Origin of the sequence: Pseudomonas sp., from assembly GCF_040514055.1 — a bacterium.
Taxonomy (GTDB): domain Bacteria; phylum Pseudomonadota; class Gammaproteobacteria; order Pseudomonadales; family Pseudomonadaceae; genus Aquipseudomonas.
Genome location: NZ_JBEVDL010000003.1, coordinates 20,919 through 39,745, shown reverse-complemented (window position 1 = coordinate 39,745; position 18,827 = coordinate 20,919). Strand labels below are relative to the sequence as shown.

Annotated in this window: 16 protein-coding genes; 14 read left to right on the top strand and 2 right to left on the bottom strand. The window is 64.5% G+C overall.

Features of this window, described 5'->3' with window-relative positions; all coding sequences use genetic code 11:
* Positions 1–81 precede the first annotated feature (81 nt).
* The 12 genes from fabZ (at position 82) to ispD (ending at position 14,330) form a co-directional block, all read left to right on the top strand.
* Positions 82–522, top strand: a complete 441-nt coding sequence (gene fabZ / locus ABWY06_RS01110; RefSeq protein WP_353923710.1) for a 3-hydroxyacyl-ACP dehydratase FabZ — start codon at positions 82–84, stop codon at positions 520–522.
* Positions 519–1,295: an acyl-ACP--UDP-N-acetylglucosamine O-acyltransferase gene (lpxA, locus tag ABWY06_RS01105; protein ID WP_353923709.1), complete on the top strand. Its 777-nt coding sequence runs from the start codon at positions 519–521 to the stop codon at positions 1,293–1,295. The genes fabZ and lpxA overlap by 4 nt, the downstream gene beginning before the upstream one ends.
* 2 nt (positions 1,296–1,297) lie before the next feature.
* On the top strand, positions 1,298–2,431 hold the full coding sequence (gene lpxB / locus ABWY06_RS01100; protein WP_353923708.1) for a lipid-A-disaccharide synthase: 1,134 nt from the start codon (positions 1,298–1,300) through the stop codon (positions 2,429–2,431).
* Positions 2,431–3,054: a ribonuclease HII gene (gene rnhB / locus ABWY06_RS01095; RefSeq protein WP_353923707.1), complete on the top strand. Its 624-nt coding sequence runs from the start codon at positions 2,431–2,433 to the stop codon at positions 3,052–3,054. The genes lpxB and rnhB overlap by 1 nt, the downstream gene beginning before the upstream one ends.
* A 96-nt stretch (positions 3,055–3,150) precedes the next feature.
* Entirely contained in the window at positions 3,151–6,672 is a 3,522-nt protein-coding gene (gene dnaE / locus ABWY06_RS01090) for a DNA polymerase III subunit alpha (RefSeq protein WP_353923706.1), read from the top strand.
* 136 nt (positions 6,673–6,808) lie between these two features.
* A complete protein-coding gene (locus tag ABWY06_RS01085; protein WP_353923705.1) occupies positions 6,809–7,756 on the top strand; it encodes an acetyl-CoA carboxylase carboxyltransferase subunit alpha in 948 nt (315 codons plus the stop codon).
* An 80-nt stretch (positions 7,757–7,836) separates the two neighbouring features.
* The gene (gene tilS / locus ABWY06_RS01080) at positions 7,837–9,168 is read left to right on the top strand and encodes a tRNA lysidine(34) synthetase TilS (RefSeq protein WP_353923704.1); all 1,332 of its coding nucleotides are present in this window, start codon (positions 7,837–7,839) and stop codon (positions 9,166–9,168) included.
* Positions 9,169–9,371: 203 nt separating this feature from the next.
* Positions 9,372–11,003 (top strand): CTP synthase, encoded by a 1,632-nt coding sequence (gene pyrG, locus ABWY06_RS01075; RefSeq protein ID WP_353923703.1) that lies wholly within the window; start codon positions 9,372–9,374, stop codon positions 11,001–11,003.
* Between the two features lie 2 nt (positions 11,004–11,005).
* A complete protein-coding gene (gene kdsA / locus ABWY06_RS01070) occupies positions 11,006–11,851 on the top strand; it encodes a 3-deoxy-8-phosphooctulonate synthase (protein ID WP_353923702.1) in 846 nt (281 codons plus the stop codon).
* Between the two features lie 146 nt (positions 11,852–11,997).
* A complete protein-coding gene (gene eno, locus ABWY06_RS01065) occupies positions 11,998–13,287 on the top strand; it encodes a phosphopyruvate hydratase (protein ID WP_353923701.1) in 1,290 nt (429 codons plus the stop codon).
* Positions 13,288–13,320: 33 nt separating this feature from the next.
* Complete coding sequence (ftsB, locus tag ABWY06_RS01060) at positions 13,321–13,617, top strand: cell division protein FtsB (protein WP_353923719.1); 297 nt, start codon at positions 13,321–13,323, stop codon at positions 13,615–13,617.
* A complete protein-coding gene (ispD, locus tag ABWY06_RS01055; RefSeq protein WP_353923700.1) occupies positions 13,614–14,330 on the top strand; it encodes a 2-C-methyl-D-erythritol 4-phosphate cytidylyltransferase in 717 nt (238 codons plus the stop codon). The genes ftsB and ispD overlap by 4 nt, the downstream gene beginning before the upstream one ends.
* A 149-nt stretch (positions 14,331–14,479) precedes the next feature.
* Here ispD and ABWY06_RS01050 read toward each other — a convergent pair whose 3' ends face one another.
* Complete coding sequence (locus ABWY06_RS01050) at positions 14,480–14,866, bottom strand: HPF/RaiA family ribosome-associated protein (RefSeq protein ID WP_353923699.1); 387 nt, start codon at positions 14,864–14,866, stop codon at positions 14,480–14,482.
* A gap of 870 nt (positions 14,867–15,736) precedes the next feature.
* Complete coding sequence (locus tag ABWY06_RS01045) at positions 15,737–16,630, bottom strand: LysR family transcriptional regulator (RefSeq protein WP_353923698.1); 894 nt, start codon at positions 16,628–16,630, stop codon at positions 15,737–15,739.
* Between the two features lie 100 nt (positions 16,631–16,730).
* Between ABWY06_RS01045 and ABWY06_RS01040 the strand changes: the two genes are divergently transcribed.
* Positions 16,731–17,843, top strand: coding sequence for an S-(hydroxymethyl)glutathione dehydrogenase/class III alcohol dehydrogenase (locus ABWY06_RS01040; RefSeq protein WP_353923697.1), 1,113 nt, complete (start codon positions 16,731–16,733; stop codon positions 17,841–17,843).
* Positions 17,844–17,921: 78 nt separating this feature from the next.
* Positions 17,922–18,776 (top strand): S-formylglutathione hydrolase, encoded by an 855-nt coding sequence (gene fghA / locus ABWY06_RS01035; protein WP_353923696.1) that lies wholly within the window; start codon positions 17,922–17,924, stop codon positions 18,774–18,776.
* Positions 18,777–18,827: the final 51 nt, after the last annotated feature.

Genomic DNA, 18,827 nt, shown 5'->3' with positions numbered 1-18,827 from the left:
CGTCGGCCACCACGGCGAACTGAAAGCCCGTTGTTCTGCGCACCTTGCGCACCCCTATTTTTATTACAGGCTTCCCCTGACATGATGGACATTAACGAGATTCGCGAATACCTGCCGCACCGCTATCCTTTTCTGCTGGTAGATCGCGTGGTGGATCTTGACGTTGAAGGCAAGACAATCAGTGCTTATAAGAATGTCAGTATCAACGAGCCGTTTTTCAACGGTCATTTCCCCGAACACCCGATCATGCCTGGTGTGTTGATCATCGAGGCCATGGCCCAGGCAGCGGGCATTCTGGGTTTCAAGATGCTCGATGTGAAGCCCTCCGACGGCACCCTTTATTATTTCGTCGGTTCGGACAAGCTGCGTTTCCGTTCACCCGTGACACCCGGTGATCGCCTGGTGCTCGAGGCGCGGTTTCTGAGTACAAAACGCAGCATCTGGAAGTTCGCTTGCCGGGCCAGTGTCGATGGCAAGGAAGTTTGCGCGGCGGAAATCATCTGTGCGGAACGCAAACTATGAGTTTGCTTGACCCTCGCGCGATCATCGACCCGAGTGCCCGATTGGCTGACGATGTACAAGTCGGGCCCTGGTCGATCATCGGTGCCGATGTGGAAATTGGCGAGGGTTCCGTGGTGGGCCCGCATGTCATCATCAAGGGCCCGACACGGATTGGTAAACACAACCGTATTTACCAGTTTTCCTCGGTCGGTGAGGACACCCCCGACCTCAAGTACAAGGGTGAGCACACCCGTTTGGTGATTGGTGATCACAATGTGATCCGCGAGGGTGTGACCATCCACCGGGGCACGGTGCAGGACCGCGCCGAGACCACCATAGGCGACCACAATCTACTGATGGCCTATGTTCATATCGGTCATGACAGCGTGATTGCCAATCACTGCATCCTGGTCAACAACACCGCGCTGGCCGGCCATGTGCATGTTGATGACTGGGCGATTCTCTCGGGCTATACCCTGGTGCACCAGTTTTGCCGCATTGGCGCTCACAGCTTTTCCGGCATGGGCACGGCCATCGGCAAGGATGTACCGGCCTATGTCACCGTGTTCGGCAACCCGGCCGAAGCACGCAGCATGAATTTCGAGGGCATGCGCCGGCGTGGTTTTAGTGACGACGCCATCGCGGCCCTGCGGCGCGCTTACAAGGTGGTGTACCGCCAAGGGCTGACAGTCGAACAGGCCATGGCCGAGTTGGCCGAATCGGGAGCGCAGTTCCCGGAGGTCGCGGTGTTTATCGATTCGATTCAGGCGTCCACCCGCGGCATCACCCGCTGACCATGACGGCACTGATGCGAGTCGCCCTGGTCGCGGGCGAAGCCTCCGGCGATATCCTTGGTGCGGGCCTGATGCAGGCCCTCAAGCAGCGGCACCCGGCGATCGAATTTATCGGCGTCGGCGGACCCCTGATGCAGGCCCAGGGCCTGACACCCTACTTTCCCATGGAGCGCCTGTCGGTGATGGGCCTGGTCGAGGTGCTGGGGCGCCTGCCCGAGCTGCTGGCCCGGCGCAAGCGCCTGATTCGCACCCTGATCGCGGAAAAACCCGACCTGTTTATCGGCATCGACGCACCGGATTTCACCCTGGGTGTCGAACTCAAGCTGCGCCAGGCCGGGATCAAGACCGTGCACTACGTCAGTCCGTCGGTCTGGGCCTGGCGGCAGAAAAGGGTGTTGAAGATCCGCGAGGGCTGCGACTTGATGCTGACCCTGTTTCCCTTCGAGGCGCGTTTCTACGAGGAGAAGGGCGTGCCGGTGCGTTTTGTCGGTCATCCCCTGGCCGACCAGATTCCGCTGCAGGGCGACCGGGCGCAGGCGCGCCGGCAGCTGGGCTTGCCGCTGGACCAGCCGCTGGTGGCCTTGATGCCCGGCAGCCGCGGGGGCGAGGTGGCCCGGCTCGGCGCCTTGTTTCTGGATGCCGCCGAACGCCTGCGCGCGTTGCGCCCGGGCTTGCACTTTGTGCTGCCCTGCGCCAGCCCGCAGCGGCGTCTGCAGCTGGAATTGTTGCTGGCCGGTCGCAACCTGCCGCTGACCCTGCTCGACGGCCGCTCCCATGAGGCCCTGACCGCCTGCGACGCGGTGCTGATCGCCTCCGGCACGGCGACCCTCGAGGCCTTGTTGCACAAGCGACCCATGGTGGTGGCCTACCGGGTGGCGCCCTTGACCTACCGCATTCTCAAGCGCCTGGTGACCAGTCCGTTCTTTTCGTTGCCCAACCTGTTGGCCCAGCGTCAGCTGGTCCCCGAGCTGCTGCAGGACGCGGCGACGCCGGCGGCTCTGGCCGAGGCCCTGGCGCCGCTGTTGGACGCCGGCGAGGCGCAGACCCTGGGCTTCGATGAGATTCACCGGACCTTGCGCCGGGATGCGTCGGCCCAGGCCGCCGACGCCGTGCTCGAGCTGGCGGGGCGCGCCTGATGCAACTGGGGCTGGATTTCACCCTGGTCGAGGCGCTGGTCGCCGGTGTCGACGAAGTGGGTCGCGGCCCCCTCTGTGGCCCGGTGGTCACGGCCGCGGTGATCCTCGACCCGCGCCGGCCGATCCACGGGCTCAACGATTCGAAGAAATTGACCGAGGCGCGGCGGGAAAAACTGTTCGACGAAATTCGGGAAAAGGCCCTGGCCTGGTGCATCGCCCGGGCCGAGGTCGAGGAAATCGATCGGCTGAATATCCTCCACGCGACCATGCTGGCCATGCAGCGGGCGGTGGAGGGCCTGAGCGTGCTGCCGCGCCTGGCGCTGATCGACGGCAACCGCTGCCCGGTCTTGAGCATGCCCAGCCGGGCGGTGATTCAGGGGGACGGCCAGGTGCCGGCGATCGCCGCCGCGTCGATCCTGGCCAAGGTCAGTCGCGACCGCGAGATGCACGCGCTGGACCTCGAGTACCCGGGTTACGGGATGGCCCAGCACAAGGGTTATCCGACCCCGGTGCACCTGGAGGCGCTGCAGCGCCTGGGTGCGACGCCGATCCACCGGCGCTCCTTCGCACCAGTGCGGTTGCGCCTGGAGCAGGCATTGCGCGAGACCAGCCTGACCTGCTAGCGGGCCAGGCCCGGCATCGGGGCGTGAGGCTGTAGCTTTGCCGGCTGCCCCGTTACAATCGCCGCCTTGCCGTATTTGCGTCTGCACAGGATCACCATGGCCGCTTCGTTCGTTCACCTGCGTCTGCACACCGAATTTTCCCTGATCGATGGCCTGGTTCGGGTCAAGCCCCTGGTCAAGGCGGCGGCGGCGGCGGGCATGCCGGCGGTGGCGGTCACCGATCAGCGCAACCTCTGCTCCCTGGTGAAGTTCTACAAGGCGGCTACCGGTGGCGGCATCAAGCCGATCTGCGGCGCCGACCTGTGGCTGGCCAGCCGCGACGAGGATGGGCCGCTCAGCCGGATCACCCTGCTGGTGATGAACGCCAAGGGTTATCGCAACCTGACCGAATTGATTTCCCGTGGTTTTATCGAAGGCCAGCGCAACGGTGAGGTGATCATCGAGCGCGACTGGGTCAAGCAGGCGTCCGAGGGGCTGATCGCCCTGTCCGGGGCCAAGGAAGGGGAAGTCGGTCTGGCGTTGCTGGCGGGCAACCCGGCGGAGGCCGACGCGATCTACCGCGAGTGGCAGGCGGTGTTCCCCAATCGGTTCTACCTGGAGCTGCAGCGCACCAGCCGGGTCAACGACGAGGAGTACCTGCACCTGGCGGTGGCCCTGGCCGAGCGCTGCGAAGCGCCGCTGGTGGCGACCAACGACGTGCGCTTCCTCAAACCGGGTGACTTCGATGCCCACGAGACCCGCGTCTGCATCGGCGAAGGCCGCGCCCTGGATGACCCACGGCGGCCACGCACCTACAGCAACCAGCAGTACCTGAAGACCCCCGAGGAAATGTGGGAGTTGTTCAGCGACTTGCCCGAGGCGCTGGAAAACACCGTCGAGATCGCCAAACGCTGCAATATCCAGATCGAGCTGGGCAAGAGTTACCTGCCCAACTTTCCGGTGCCGGACGGCATGACCATGGACGAGTTCTTCCGCAAGGTCTCCTTCGACGGCCTGGAAGAGCGCCTTGCGGTGCTCTGGCCGCGGGAGACCACGCCGAACTACGAGGAAAAGCGCCAGGTTTACATCGATCGGCTGAATTTCGAGCTGGATATCATTATCCAGATGGGCTTTCCCGGATATTTCCTGATCGTGATGGACTTTATCCAGTGGGCCAAGCGCAACGGCATCCCGGTCGGCCCCGGCCGGGGGTCGGGTGCCGGCTCGCTGGTGGCCTACGTGCAGAAGATCACCGACCTCGACCCCCTGCAATATGACCTGCTGTTCGAACGCTTCCTCAACCCGGAACGGGTGTCGATGCCCGACTTCGACATCGACTTCTGCATGGACGGTCGCGACCGGGTCATCGAGTACGTGGCCGAGACCTACGGGCGCAACGCGCTCAGCCAGATCATCACCTTCGGTACCATGGCCGCCAAGGCGGTGGTGCGCGACGTGGCGCGGGTCCAGGGCAAGTCCTACGGACTGGCCGATCGCCTGTCGAAGATGATCCCCTTCGAGGTCGGCATGACCCTGGAGAAGGCCTTCGAGCAGGAGGAGGTGCTGCGCGACTTCCTCAAGGTCGACGAAGAGGCGGCGGAAATCTGGGAGATGGCGCGCAAGCTCGAGGGCATCACCCGTAACGTCGGCAAGCACGCCGGCGGCGTGGTGATCGCGCCGACCAAGCTCACCGATTTTTCGGCCATCTATTGCGATGATGAAGGCGGTGGCCTGGTCACCCAGTTCGACAAGGACGACGTCGAGGCGGCTGGCCTGGTGAAGTTCGACTTCCTCGGCCTGCGCACCCTGACCATCATCGACTGGGCGCTGAAGACCATCAACCGTGAGCGCGCCAAGGTCGACGAGCCGCCGCTGAACATCGACTTTATCCCGCTGGATGACAAGCCGACCTACCAGTTGCTGCAGAAGGCCGAGACCACGGCGGTGTTCCAGCTGGAGTCGCGGGGCATGAAGGAGCTGATCAAGAAGCTCAAGCCCGACTGCCTGGAAGACCTGATCGCCCTGGTGGCCTTGTTCCGTCCCGGCCCGCTGCAGTCGGGCATGGTCGACGACTTTATCAACCGCAAGCACGGCCGCGCCGAACTGGCCTACCCGCACCCGGACTACCAGTACGACGGCCTCAAGCCGGTGCTGCTGCCCACTTACGGCATCATCCTGTACCAGGAACAGGTGATGCAGATCGCCCAGGTGATGGCCGGCTACACCCTCGGCGAGGCGGACATGCTGCGCCGGGCCATGGGCAAGAAAAAGCCCGAGGAAATGGCCAAGCAGCGTGGCGGTTTTATCGAGGGCTGCGCCAACAACAATATCGACGCCGACCTGGCGGGTAACATCTTCGACCTGGTGGAGAAATTCGCCGGTTACGGCTTCAACAAGTCGCACTCGGCGGCTTATGGCCTGGTGTCCTACCAGACCGCCTGGCTCAAGGCCCATTACCCGGCGCCCTTTATGGCCGCGGTGTTGTCGGCCGACATGCACAACACCGACAAGGTGGTGACGCTGATCGAAGAGTGCCGCAGCATGAAGCTGCGCCTGGACGCGCCGGACGTGAACAATTCCGAGTTCAAGTTCACGGTCAACGATGACGGTCGGATCGTCTACGGCCTGGGCGCGATCAAGGGAGTGGGCGAGGGGCCGGTGGAGGCCATCGTCGAGTCGCGCAAGGCCGGCCCGTTCAAGGACCTGTTCGATTTCTGCGCCCGGGTCGACCTTAAGCGCATCAATAAACGCACCACCGATGCGCTGATTCGCAGTGGCGCCCTGGATCGCCTGGGGCCCTATTTTCATGACGAGATCAAGGCCTACCAGGCCAATATCGACCGTAACCGGGCGGTGCTGCTGGCAGCCATGGAGGAGGCCATCCAGGCCGCCGAGCAGACCGCACGCAGCCATGACAGCGGGCATGCCGACCTGTTCGGCGGCTTGTTCGCCGACACGGCGGCGGACGTCTACGCCAACCATCGACGGGCCAAGGAGCTGTCGCTCAAGGAGCGCCTGCGCGGCGAAAAGGAAACCCTGGGGCTGTACCTGACCGGGCATCCGATCGACGAGTACGAAGGCGAGGTGCGGCGTTTCGCCCGCCAGCGCATCATCGACCTAAAGCCCGCCCGCGACAGCCAGACCGTGGCCGGCCTGGTGGTCAACCTGCGGGTGATGAAGAACAAAAAGGGCGACAAGATGGGCTTTATCACCCTTGATGACCGCTCCGGTCGGATCGAGGCATCCTTGTTCGCCGAGGCCTTCAACACTGCCCAGGCGCTGCTGCAAACCGACGCCCTGGTGGTGGTGGAGGGCGAAGTCAGCAACGATGATTTCTCTGGCGGCCTGCGCCTGCGCGCCAAGCGCGTGATGAGCCTGGAGGAGGCGCGCACCGGCCTGGCCGAGAGCCTGCGCCTGACCATCGCCAGCGATGCGCTCAAGGGCGATCGCCTGCGCTGGTTGGCCGAATTGTGTGGCCGCCATCGCGGCGCCTGCCCGATCACCCTGGACTACCGCAGCCCCGAGGCACGGGCCCTGCTGCAGTTCGGCGAGGCCTGGCGAATTGACCCGGCGGACAGCTTGATTCAGGCCCTGCGTGACCAGTTCGGCCGCGACAACGTCTTTTTGCACTACCGCTGATGTGTGTGGGGGTAAATCCCGCCCGTTGGCCGTCGACATCTTAGGTGTCGACCTGCATGCGCCCGATCCCGTAAGGTAGGGCGTTAAACGGAATCAGCCGCCCGGCCGCCTGGCCGTCGACTCAAGACGGATGCTTATGAACCCGAATTTCCTGGATTTCGAACAGCCGATTGCCGACCTGCAAGCCAAGATCGAAGAGCTGCGTTTGGTCGGCAACGACAACGCGCTGAACCTTGGCGATGAAATTGCCCGTCTGCAGGACAAGAGCAGTTCGCTCACCGAAAGCATTTTCGGCAACCTCAGCAGTTGGCAGATCGCCAAGCTGGCTCGTCACCCGCGACGCCCCTACACGCTGGACTATATCGAGCATATTTTCACCGAGTTCGACGAGTTGCATGGCGATCGGCATTTTTCCGACGACGCGGCTATCGTCGGCGGTGTGGCCCGCCTGAACGATCAGCCGGTGATGGTGATCGGGCACCAGAAAGGCCGTGAGGTGCGCGAGAAAGTCCGGCGCAACTTCGGCATGCCGCGTCCGGAAGGCTACCGCAAGGCATGCCGCCTGATGGAAATGGCCGAGCGTTTCAAGCTGCCGATCCTGACCTTTATCGACACTCCGGGCGCCTACCCGGGTATCGACGCCGAAGAGCGTGGGCAGAGCGAGGCTATCGCCTGGAACCTGCGGGTGATGGCGCGGCTGAAAACGCCGATCATCGCCACGGTGATCGGCGAAGGCGGTTCCGGCGGCGCCCTGGCGATCGGCGTGTGCGACAGCTTGAACATGCTGCAGTACTCGACCTATGCGGTCATCTCGCCCGAAGGCTGCGCGTCGATCCTGTGGAAGACTGCCGAGAAGGCACCGGATGCGGCCGAGGCCATGGGCATCACCGCCGAGCGCCTGAAAGGCCTGGGCATCGTCGACCAGGTGATCGACGAGCCCCTGGGGGGCGCCCACCGCAACCCGGCCCAGGCCGCCGAATCGATTCGCGCGACCCTGTCGGCGCAACTGGAAGTGCTGCAGACCTTCGACAGCGAAGCGCTGCTGGCGCGCCGCTACGAGCGCCTGATGAGTTATGGGGTCTGACGACGACAGTCGCAAGCGACAAGCCGCAAGCTGCAAGATCGTTGCTTGCAGCTTAATGCTTGAAGCTTGAAGCTGCGCAGATGCCGCCCCTCGACACCCGCCTGCTGCAGGCACTGACGCCCTGGCTCGGTGCACCGCGCTGGCGCCTGGCCTTGTCCGGCGGGCTGGATTCCAGCGTACTGCTGCACCTGTTGGTCGGCCTGGGCCGCGCCCATCGGCTGCCGCCCTTGCAGGCCATTTATGTCCACCACGGGTTGCAGGCCGCCGCCGAGGCCTGGCCGGCGCACTGCCAGCGCTTGTGCGACGCCCTGGGCGTGCCGCTGCGGGTCGAACGCGTCCAGGTCGCCCCGGGGGCCAGCCTCGAGCGCGCGGCGCGTGAGGCGCGTTACAGGGCCCTGGCCCGGGACCTCGAGCCGGGCGAGCTGGTGCTGACGGCCCAGCACCGCGACGATCAGGCCGAGACCCTGCTTTTCCGTCTGCTGCGCGGCGCCGGCGCCCGCGGCCTGGCGGCGATGCCCGTGCAGCGTGCGCTGGGCCGCGGGGTGCTGGTGCGGCCGTTGCTGGCGGTGAGCCGGGCCGAGCTGCTGGCCTACGCCCAGGCACAGGGCGTGCCGTGGGTCGAAGACCCGTCCAACGCCGACAGCCACTACGCCCGTAATTATTTGCGTCGGGAGGTGCTGCCGCGCCTGAGCGAACGCTGGCCACAGGCTGTGGCAGGGCTGGCGCGCAGCGCGGCGCACCTGGGCGAGGCCCAGGGCCTGCTGGCCGAGCTGGCGGAGCTGGACCTGGCGCGCGCGCGCGACGACGGCACGTCGATCTTCCCCGGTTTCACGCTGCCCAGCCTGGCGCTGGCACCGTTGCTCGAGCTGTCGGCGGCGCGCCAGCGCAATGCGCTGTCCCAGTGGTTGGTGGCGCTGACGCCGTTGCCGGACACGGACCATTGGCAGGGCTGGATCGATTTGCGCGACGCCGCGCGGGACAAGCAGCCGATCTGGCGCCTGGGCCGAGGCGAACTCAGACGAGCCGACGGACGGTTGTGGTGGCTGTCCGGCGAGTGGCTGCAGGCCCCGCCCATGCCAGCGGACGGCCTGCCGGTAGTGGCGCCTGGAGCCTGGTTCGAGCTGCCCGGCAATGGCCGCGTCCAACTGCTCGGTGACGGGCCGTTGGAGGGGCTTAGCCTGCGCTATCGCCAGGGTGGCGAGCAGTTGCAGCTGCCGGGTCGAGGTCGCCGTGACCTCAAGCGATTGCTTAATGAGCGCGCCGTGCCTAGCTTTGTGCGGGCTCGATTACCCCTGCTGTACCGCGGCTCGCAGCTGGTGGCGGTGGCCAATCTGGCGCAGCTGAGCCGTGCCGACGAACCGGGCTGGCAACTGAGTTGGCACGGACCGACGAATGAGCAAGGTTTGAGCTGAGGGGGGCTTTCCCGTAGACTACGCTCCCGTCTCATGTTGCTTCTGCAGATTCCTCCCGAATCGGCAGCGGCCATCTATATTTCACGATTCAGGTTTTCAGGGCCGCGCTGGCATGCCGGGCGGCCTGCAAGGGGAGGGTGTTGACCCTCTTTCGCTTTTCCCGGCGGCTTTGATCGCCTAAACGCAGACTTCTAGGGTTTTTCATGACGCGCTACATCTTCGTCACGGGCGGTGTTGTTTCTTCATTGGGGAAAGGCATCGCGTCGGCTTCATTGGCGGCCATCCTGGAGGCGCGAGGCCTGAAGGTCACGATGCTCAAGCTGGACCCTTACATCAACGTCGATCCGGGCACCATGAGCCCGTTTCAGCACGGTGAGGTGTTCGTCACCCACGACGGCGCCGAAACCGACCTGGACCTGGGCCACTACGAGCGGTTTATCCGCACGACCATGACCCAGAACAACAACTTCACCACCGGCCGGGTTTACGAGCACGTGCTGCGCAAGGAGCGCCGCGGCGACTACCTGGGCGCGACCATCCAGGTGATCCCGCATATCACCGACGAGATCAAGCGGCGCATCATCAAGGGCGCCGGTGACGCCGACGTGGCCATGGTCGAAATCGGCGGCACGGTGGGCGATATCGAGTCGCAGCCGTTTCTCGAGGCGATTCGCCAGTTGCGGGTCGAGGTCGGTGCCAAGCGCGCGATGCTGATGCACCTGACCCTGGTGCCCTATATCGCCACCGCTGGCGAGACCAAGACCAAGCCGACCCAGCATTCGGTCAAGGAGCTGCGCTCCATCGGCCTGCAACCGGACGTGCTGATCTGCCGCTCCGATCACCCGGTCGACATGGCTTCGCGACGCAAGATCGCCCTGTTCACCAACGTCGAAGAGCGTGCGGTGATCGCCTTGGAAGACGTCGACACCATCTACAAGATCCCGTCCGTGCTACATGCCCAGGGCCTGGACGATTTCGTCGTCGAGCGCTTTGGCCTGGAGTGCGGCGGTGCCGACCTGTCCGAGTGGGAGCGGGTGGTGGACGCCAAGCTCAACCCCGAGCATGAAGTCACCATCGCCATGGTCGGCAAGTACATGGAGCTGCTCGATGCCTACAAGTCGCTGATCGAGGCGATGAGCCACGCCGGTATCGAGAACCGCACCAAGGTCAACCTGCGTTACATCGATTCCGAAGACATCGAACAGCAGGGCACCGCGCTGCTGGAAGACGTCGATGCCATCCTGGTGCCCGGCGGCTTTGGCTTGCGCGGCGTGGAAGGCAAGATCACCGCGGTGCAATACGCCCGCGAACACAAGATTCCCTACCTGGGCATCTGCCTGGGCATGCAGGTCGCGGTAATCGAGTTCGCCCGTAACGTGCTGGGCTGGCAGGACGCCAACTCCACCGAATTCGACAAGGCGGGCCAGCACCCGGTGGTCGGCCTGATCACCGAGTGGGAAGACGCCACCGGTGGGGTTGAAATCCGTACCGAAGCCTCGGACCTGGGCGGCACCATGCGCCTGGGCGCCCAGGACTGCCAGCTGCAGGCCGGTTCCCTGGTACATGAGTGCTATGGCAAGGATGTGATCGTCGAGCGCCATCGCCACCGCTACGAGGTCAACAACAACCTGCTGCCGCAATTGCTGGCGGCTGGCTTGAAAGTCACCGGACGCTCCGGCGACGGGGCCCTGGTGGAAGTGGTTGAAGCCGCGGACCATCCCTGGTTCGTCGCCTGTCAGTTCCACCCGGAGTTCACTTCGACGCCGCGAGACGGGCATCCGCTGTTCAGCGGCTTCGTCAAGGCCGCCCTCAAGCAGCACGGACTCAAAGGCTGACCATGACACAGAAAACCATCCGGGTCGGCGCGCTGCAAATCGCCAACGACAGGCCCTTTGTGCTGTTCGGCGGGATCAATGTGCTGGAGTCGCGCGAGCTGGCGCTGCGCACCTGCGAAGAATACGTGCGGGTCACCGACAAACTCGGCATCCCCTATGTGTTCAAGGCCAGCTTCGACAAGGCCAACCGCTCTTCGGTGAGCTCCTTCCGCGGACCGGGCCTGGAAGAAGGCCTGCGCATCTTCGAGGAGGTCAAAAAGACCTTCGGCGTGCCGCTGATCACCGATGTGCACGAACCCGAGCAAGCCGCGCCGGTGGCGGCGGTGTGCGACATCATCCAGTTGCCGGCCTTCTTGTCGCGCCAGACCGACCTGGTGGTGGCCATGGCCAAAACCGGCGCGGTGATCAATATCAAGAAAGCCCAGTTCCTCGCCCCCCAGGAAATGAAACATATCCTCAGCAAGTGCGAGGAGGCGGGTAACGATCAGTTGATCCTCTGCGAGCGGGGCTCGAGCTTCGGTTACAACAACCTGGTGGTCGACATGCTCGGCTTCGGCATCATGAAGCAGTTCGAGTACCCGGTGTTTTTCGACGTGACCCACGCCTTGCAAATGCCCGGTGGACGCGCCGATTCCGCGGGCGGCCGACGCGCCCAGGTCACCGACCTGGCCAAGGCCGGCTTGAGCCAGGGCTTGGCGGGGCTGTTTCTCGAGGCCCACCCGGATCCGGATAATGCCAAGTGCGACGGCCCTTGTGCCTTGCGGCTGGATAAACTGGAACCCTTCCTGACCCAACTCAAGGCGCTGGACGATCTGGTGAAGAGTTTTCCGCCGATCGAGACTGCCTAAACCGCTCATTGTTCGGTAAAGTGCGGCGCGGTCCGTTCTGACCCGCGAGTCAGGTCATGGTGATGATCGGCTCGCCGGGTTCCCAGTACCACTGGCGGCGGCTGCGCAGCGGCCCCGTTTTGTCAAACCATGGAGTGTCATCAGCAATGGCAAAGATCGTCGACATCAAAGGTCGTGAAGTTCTCGACTCCCGCGGCAACCCTACCGTAGAAGCCGATGTAATCCTCGACAACGGCATCATCGGCAGCGCCTGTGCGCCGTCCGGTGCTTCCACCGGTTCGCGCGAAGCGCTGGAACTGCGTGATGGCGACACCAGCCGTTACCTGGGCAAGGGTGTGCTCAAGGCCGTGGCTAATATCAATGGCCCGATTCGCGAGCTGTTGCGCGGCAAGGATCCGGTTGACCAGCAGGCGCTGGACCGGGCGATGATCGCCCTGGACGGTACCGAGAACAAGGCCAGCCTGGGTGCCAACGCCATCCTCGCGGTGTCCCTGGCCGCCGCCAAGGCCGCGGCCCAGGACCAGGACCTGCCGTTGTACGCGCATATCGCCAACCTCAATGGCACCCCGGGCCAGTATTCGATGCCGGTGCCGATGATGAATATCATCAACGGCGGCGAGCATGCCGACAATAACGTCGACATCCAGGAATTCATGGTGCAGCCGGTGGGCGCCAAGACCTTCTCCGACGCGCTGCGCATGGGCACGGAAATCTTTCACCACCTCAAGGCCGTGCTCAAGGCCCGTGGCCTGAGCACCTCGGTGGGCGACGAAGGCGGTTTCGCACCGAACCTGGCGTCCAACGAGGACGCCCTGGCGGCCATCGCCGAAGCCGTGGCCAACGCCGGCTACACCCTGGGTGACGACGTGACCCTGGCCCTGGATTGCGCCTCCAGCGAATTCTTCGAAAACGGCAAATACGACCTGGCCGGCGAAGGCAAGGTGTTCGACGCCGCCGGTTTCGCCGATTACCTGGCGGGCCTGACCGAGCGTTATCCGATCATCTCGGTCGAGGACGGCATGGACGAGTCCGACTGGGATGGCTGGAAGATCCTCACCGACAAGATCGGCGCCAAGGTCCAGCTGGTTGGCGACGACTTGTTCGTGACCAATACCAAGATCCTCAAGGAAGGCATCGACAAGGGTATCGGTAACTCGATCCTGATCAAGTTCAACCAGATCGGCACCCTGACCGAAACCCTGGAAGCGATCCAGATGGCCAAGGCCGCCGGTTACACCGCGGTGATTTCCCACCGCTCCGGTGAAACCGAGGACTCGACCATTGCCGACCTGGCCGTGGGCACCGCCGCGGGCCAGATCAAGACCGGTTCCCTGTGCCGTTCGGATCGCGTCTCCAAGTACAACCAGCTGCTGCGTATCGAAGAGCAACTGGGTGCCAAGGCGCGCTACAACGGCCGTGCCGAGTTCCGCGGCTAAGCCGCCGGGGGCGGTTCGCGCCGCCCCATGCCTATGACTCTTCGCACTGTATTGCGCAGCCCCTACTGGCTCTTTGTCGTGCTGGCCCTGTTATTGGCGGCCCTGCAGTATCGCCTGTGGGTCGGTGACGGCAGCCTGGCGCAGGTCAATCTGCTGCAACAGCAGATCGACCAACAGCGCGGTGAGAATGAACAACTGCTGGAGCGCAACCGGGTCCTCGAGGCCGAGGTGCTGGAGCTCAAGCAAGGCCTGGAAACCGTCGAAGAACGCGCTCGCCATGAGCTCGGTATGGTCAAAGAGGGCGAGACCCTCTACCAGTTGGCGGAATGAACGCTCTCGAGGTATTGCCACCGTTCTGGGTGGTGATTCCCGCGGCGGGCATCGGCACGCGCATGGCTGCCGACCGTCCCAAGCAGTACCTGCGGGTCGCGGGGCTCTGCATCCTCGAACACAGCCTGAACTGCTTTCTCGACCACCCCGACCTCAAGGGCGTGGTGGTGGTGCTGGCCGCCGATGATCCTTATTGGCCCACACTGGCCTGCGCCGCTGATCCGCGAATCACCCGTGCCACCGGGGGCGGCGAGCGCGCGGAGTCGGTGCTCAAGGGCTTGGCCGGCTTGCCAGCCTTGGGCGCGCAGGAGCAGGACTGGGTGCTGGTACACGATGCGGCACGGCCGAACCTGGCCCGCGCTGATCTGGACGGACTGCTGGGCTGCCTGGCCGACGACCCGGTCGGTGGCTTGTTGGCGGTGCCGGTGCGCGACACCCTCAAGCGCGCGGGTGCCGACGGGCGTGTCCAGCAGACCGTGGATCGCCGGGATGTCTGGCAGGCCTATACGCCGCAGATGTTCCGCCTGGGGCCATTGCGGGCAGCCCTGGCCGATGCCCTGGCGAGCGGCGCGGGCATCACCGACGAGGCCTCCGCCCTGGAGTGGGCGGGACAGGCGCCGCGCCTGGTGGAAGGGCGCAGCGACAACCTGAAGATCACCCACCCCGAGGATCTGCAGTGGCTGATCCTGCAGTGGCAGGACAGGGTGCCTTAGGCCGTCAGGCGCGTTGTGGGCTCTGGTGTTCCGCTGCGCCTTTCGCGTCACTGAACGTGGTACCTCAACCTCGGCACTGAAAACAAAAACGCCGCCTGATCAGGGCGGCGTGGTCGGGGGTGATCCTGCCGGCAGCAGGTGTCAGGCCGTCAAGCGATATTCGACAGGCGCTCCTCGACTTCCGAGGCGTTGCCGTGTTCTTCGGTAAAGACCTGTTTGACCCGCGCCTCGCGGGCCTTGCCGATGATACGGTCGAGGGCGTGACTGAGTTTTTCCACCGCGCCTTCGTAGGCCAGGTGAACGGATTCGGCGTTGTGGGTGACGGAGATCGGCTCGCGCCCCTTGACCCGAGCTTCGACTTGGCAGCGTTTGTCCTGGGCGCCGTGTTTATGCCCGTTTTCATCGTTGAGGTGGACTTCGATACGAGTCAGGTGCTCGTCGAAACGCTGCAGCTTGTGTTCGATATGGCCGCGGACTTTCAGGGCCAGTGCTTCGGAACCGTCAATATGGTTGTCGCTGTTCACTAGAATTTGCATGGTGCTTTTCCTTGTGTATGGCGTCTTGACTCAGGCTCACCTGACGAGAGCCTGGCTCTAGACTCCTCGCTCGCGCCGGTGCCGGTCAAGGGGGGTGCAGCGCTTTTGCAGCCGTCGAGGGCGGGGGCGAGTGGCCGGCGCTGGCCAGGGCGGTGCTGGAGACGCCCGGCACCTCAGGGGTTACGCGGCTTGGCGGTGCGGATCGGGCCGTGACGTCTTGTCACATATTGGTTTTTCTCACTTGGTTTTTTTGTCCGAACGGACAGGCTTGCGAGCGCGGGGAGGGTTGGGTTTGGCCTAAGCCCGGTTCCGCACCGGTTGTCGTCGCCTGAGTGCACCTGGCGGCCGCATCAGACCCGCCGTCGCGGGTGGGGGGCACAAGCGCGGGCCGGTAAACTGTTCGGGAACGCGGGCTAGGCACGCCCTGTGGCGGTGGAACCCTTGGGAAGCGCGCCCTCGCGCCAAAGGGGGCCATGGATCACTCCACCACGGCTTCGGCCCGAGGGCGGGCCTCCTACAACGTGGTACAGACCCAAACTGCGCGCAGGAGAGCTTGTGTAGGGCGGGTGGAACCCGCTGGCTGGTGCGCCGTGTCGGCTCTGCCTCAAGGGCGTGTGCGCCGAGCCGCAAGGCGCCCAAGGTTAAGGTGCAACGCCCTAGGGCCTGTGGACACTACCCGCACGGTCGCGCCGACCCTGGTTTTGAAACCCTACCCAGCATGAAACAGGCCGGCCCTTCGGGTTGCGCGAATAAGTGCCCCATGCCGCGTTGCGAAACTGGGCAAGGGAATGACCCTTGCCGGCGTTTCGCGCCTTGCCTGGAACCCTTCTTCGCGGCAACGCGCCTCGCGAGGGTTAATGTCCACAGGCCCTAGACGTATGCGCTGGCCCGGGCCAGGCCCTGGCGCAGGCTGTCGATCAACAGGCGCACCTTGGGTAGCGGATAACGGCGCTGCGGGCAGACTGCCCAGACCCCGGCGTCCGCCGGTTGGTGGCCGGGCAGCAAGGCCACCAGACGGCCTTGGCGCAGCGGCTCGAGTACGTAGTAGTCCGGTAGCTGGCAGAGTCCAAGCCCGCTCAGCGCCGCGTCGAGCACCGCCTGGCCGCTGTTGCAGCGCCAGTTGCCGCTGGGTTTGAACGGTTGCTCGCGGCCCTGGTTCTGCAGCATCCAGGTGTCGCTGGTACCGATCAGGCAGTTATGCCGGGCCAGTTCGGACAAGGTGTGGGGCCGCCCGTAGTGGTCCAGGTAGGCCGGCGAGGCGCACAGGTACAACCTGCGTGGGGCGATGCGGCTGGCCACCAGGCTCGATTCGCCGAGCCGTCCCAGGCGGATGGCCAGGTCCTGCCCCTCCTGCACCAGGTCCAGGGTGCGGTTGGACAGTTCGATGTCCACCCGCAACTGGGGGTGCTGGAGCATAAAGGCATTCACCAGCGGCACGATAAAACGCTCGCCGTAGGCCACCGCGGCGGTCATGCGCAGCAGGCCGGTGGGGGCGCCGTGCAGGTCGCTGATCGCCAGGAACGCCTCATCGCGTTCCTCGATCAGGCGCTGGCAGCGGCTGAAAAACGTCTGGCCCGCCTCGGTCAGCGACACCCGGCGCGTGGTGCGATAGAGCAGACGCGCCTGCAGCCGCTCCTCCAGGCGGGCGATCTGGCGGCTGACATGGGAGGACGACAGCCGCAGGCGCTCGGCGGCGCGCAGGAAACTCCCGCATTCGGCCACCGCGACAAATTCGTCCAGCCCTTCCCAGCCCGATCCGCTCATTAATTATCCCTGTATGGCAATAATGTTTTACCGATTGAGCGATTATCCCTGTTCGCGAGTGAATTACACTGCTGGTTTTCCCGTTATCGAGATCCTCGCCATGATCAAGTCGCGTGCTGCCGTCGCCTTCGCTGCCAACCAACCCCTGGAAATCATCGAAGTGGACGTGGCGCCGCCCAAGGCCGGCGAGGTGCTGGTGCGTATTGTCGCCACCGGCGTCTGCCACACCGATGCCTACACGCTGTCGGGCACCGACCCCGAGGGGATCTTTCCGAGCATCCTCGGTCATGAGGGCGGAGGTATCGTCGAAGCCATTGGCGAGGGCGTGACTTCGGTGGCGGTGGGTGATCATGTGATCCCGCTCTACACGCCCGAATGCCGTCAGTGCAAATTCTGCCTGTCCGGCAAGACCAACCTGTGCCAGGCCATCCGCGCGACGCAGGGCAAGGGTCTGATGCCTGATGGCACCAGCCGCTTTTCCTACCAGGGCAAGCCGATCTTCCATTACATGGGCACCTCGACGTTCTCCGAGTACACCGTGCTGCCGGAAATCTCCCTGGCCAAGATTCCCAAGGAAGCCCCCCTGGAGCAGGTCTGCCTGCTGGGGTGTGGCGTGACCACCGGCATCGGCGCGGTGCTTAACACCGCCAAGGTCGAGGCCGGCGCCAGCGTGGCGATCTTTGGCCTGGGTGGCATCGGTCTGTCGGCGATCATCGGCGCGGTGAAAGCAGGGGCCGGGCGCATCATTGCCATCGACATCAACCCGGCCAAGTTCGAGATCGCCCGGCAACTGGGCGCCACCGACTGCATCAACCCCAAGGACCATGACCTGCCGATCCAGGACGTGATCGTCGGCCTGACCGATGGCGGCGTCGATTACTCCTTCGAGTGCATTGGCAACGTCAACCTGATGCGGGCGGCGCTGGAGTGCTGCCACAAGGGCTGGGGCGAGTCGGTGATCATCGGTGTCGCCGGCGCCGGTCAGGAAATCGCCACCCGTCCGTTCCAACTGGTCACCGGCCGGGTCTGGCGCGGTTCGGCGTTCGGTGGCGTGCGCGGGCGTACCGAGCTGCCCAGCTATGTGGAGATGGCACGTACCGGTGAGATCCCCTTGCAGACCTTTATCACTCACACCATGGGCCTGGAGGACATCAACAAGGCGTTCGAGCTGATGCATGAAGGCAAGAGCATCCGCTCGGTCGTATTGTTTTAATCCGCCCACTTTGTGCTCGACCCGAGGACCGCAGTGGGCTAATGGGCCCCTGCAATTCCGGTCGATGAGGAGGTCTCGATGAGTCTGGATTCGCTGGAAAATATCGCCTGCCAGAAGAGTTTTGGCGGTTGGCACAAACGTTACCGTCACCGCTCCAGCGTGCTGGGCTGCGACATGCAGTTCGCCGTGTTCCTGCCGCCGCAGGCGGAGCAGGGTGGTCAGTTGCCGGTGCTGTACTGGTTGTCGGGGCTGACCTGCACCGACGAAAACTTTATGCACAAGGCCGGTGCCTTGCGCCTGGCGGCCGAACTGGGGCTGGTGCTGGTCGCACCGGACACCAGCCCCCGCGGACCCGGAGTACCGGACGATGCCGAGGGCGCCTGGGATTTCGGCCTGGGTGCCGGTTTTTACCTGAATGCCAGCCAGGCGCCCTGGGCCGAGCACTACCGCATGCACGACTACGTGGTCGAGGAGCTGCCGGCCTTGATCGAGGCGAACTTCCCGGTGTCGCAGCGGCGCGGTATCAGCGGTCATTCCATGGGTGGCCACGGTGCGCTGGTCTGCGCGCTGCGCAACCCCGGGCGCTACGCCTCGGTCTCGGCCTTTGCGCCCATCAGCAATCCGATGGACTGCCCCTGGGGGCAGAAGGCATTCAGTCATTACCTGGGTGAGGACCGCTCGCGCTGGCGCGAGTGGGATGCCTGCGCCCTGCTGGCCAGCGTCGCGCCGGGTGTGCCGCTGCTGGTGGACCAAGGCGATCGCGACGATTTCCTCAGCGTCCAACTCAAGCCCGAGGCGCTGCAGGCGGCGGCCAAGGCGGCGGGGCACGCGCTGACCCTGCGCCTGCAACCGGGGTACGACCACAGTTATTTTTTCATCGCCAGTTTTATCGACGATCACCTGCGTCATCACGCGGCTGCCTTGAGTCGCTAGGCCTGGCAACCCAGCCCGGGCTATTTTTTGCCAAGGGGCTGGGGGCCGTTT

What these genes read in the sequence shown, in the direction of transcription:
- fabZ (WP_353923710.1), top strand. Translation starts at nt 82, where the DNA reads ATGATGGACATTAACGAGATTCGCGAATACCTGCCGCACCGCTATCCT.
- lpxA (WP_353923709.1), top strand. Translation starts at nt 519, where the DNA reads ATGAGTTTGCTTGACCCTCGCGCGATCATCGACCCGAGTGCCCGATTG.
- lpxB (WP_353923708.1), top strand. Translation starts at nt 1,298, where the DNA reads ATGACGGCACTGATGCGAGTCGCCCTGGTCGCGGGCGAAGCCTCCGGC.
- rnhB (WP_353923707.1), top strand. Translation starts at nt 2,431, where the DNA reads ATGCAACTGGGGCTGGATTTCACCCTGGTCGAGGCGCTGGTCGCCGGT.
- dnaE (WP_353923706.1), top strand. Translation starts at nt 3,151, where the DNA reads ATGGCCGCTTCGTTCGTTCACCTGCGTCTGCACACCGAATTTTCCCTG.
- ABWY06_RS01085 (WP_353923705.1), top strand. Translation starts at nt 6,809, where the DNA reads ATGAACCCGAATTTCCTGGATTTCGAACAGCCGATTGCCGACCTGCAA.
- tilS (WP_353923704.1), top strand. Translation starts at nt 7,837, where the DNA reads ATGCCGCCCCTCGACACCCGCCTGCTGCAGGCACTGACGCCCTGGCTC.
- pyrG (WP_353923703.1), top strand. Translation starts at nt 9,372, where the DNA reads ATGACGCGCTACATCTTCGTCACGGGCGGTGTTGTTTCTTCATTGGGG.
- kdsA (WP_353923702.1), top strand. Translation starts at nt 11,006, where the DNA reads ATGACACAGAAAACCATCCGGGTCGGCGCGCTGCAAATCGCCAACGAC.
- eno (WP_353923701.1), top strand. Translation starts at nt 11,998, where the DNA reads ATGGCAAAGATCGTCGACATCAAAGGTCGTGAAGTTCTCGACTCCCGC.
- ftsB (WP_353923719.1), top strand. Translation starts at nt 13,321, where the DNA reads ATGACTCTTCGCACTGTATTGCGCAGCCCCTACTGGCTCTTTGTCGTG.
- ispD (WP_353923700.1), top strand. Translation starts at nt 13,614, where the DNA reads ATGAACGCTCTCGAGGTATTGCCACCGTTCTGGGTGGTGATTCCCGCG.
- ABWY06_RS01050 (WP_353923699.1), bottom strand. Translation starts at nt 14,866, where the DNA reads ATGCAAATTCTAGTGAACAGCGACAACCATATTGACGGTTCCGAAGCA.
- ABWY06_RS01045 (WP_353923698.1), bottom strand. Translation starts at nt 16,630, where the DNA reads ATGAGCGGATCGGGCTGGGAAGGGCTGGACGAATTTGTCGCGGTGGCC.
- ABWY06_RS01040 (WP_353923697.1), top strand. Translation starts at nt 16,731, where the DNA reads ATGATCAAGTCGCGTGCTGCCGTCGCCTTCGCTGCCAACCAACCCCTG.
- fghA (WP_353923696.1), top strand. Translation starts at nt 17,922, where the DNA reads ATGAGTCTGGATTCGCTGGAAAATATCGCCTGCCAGAAGAGTTTTGGC.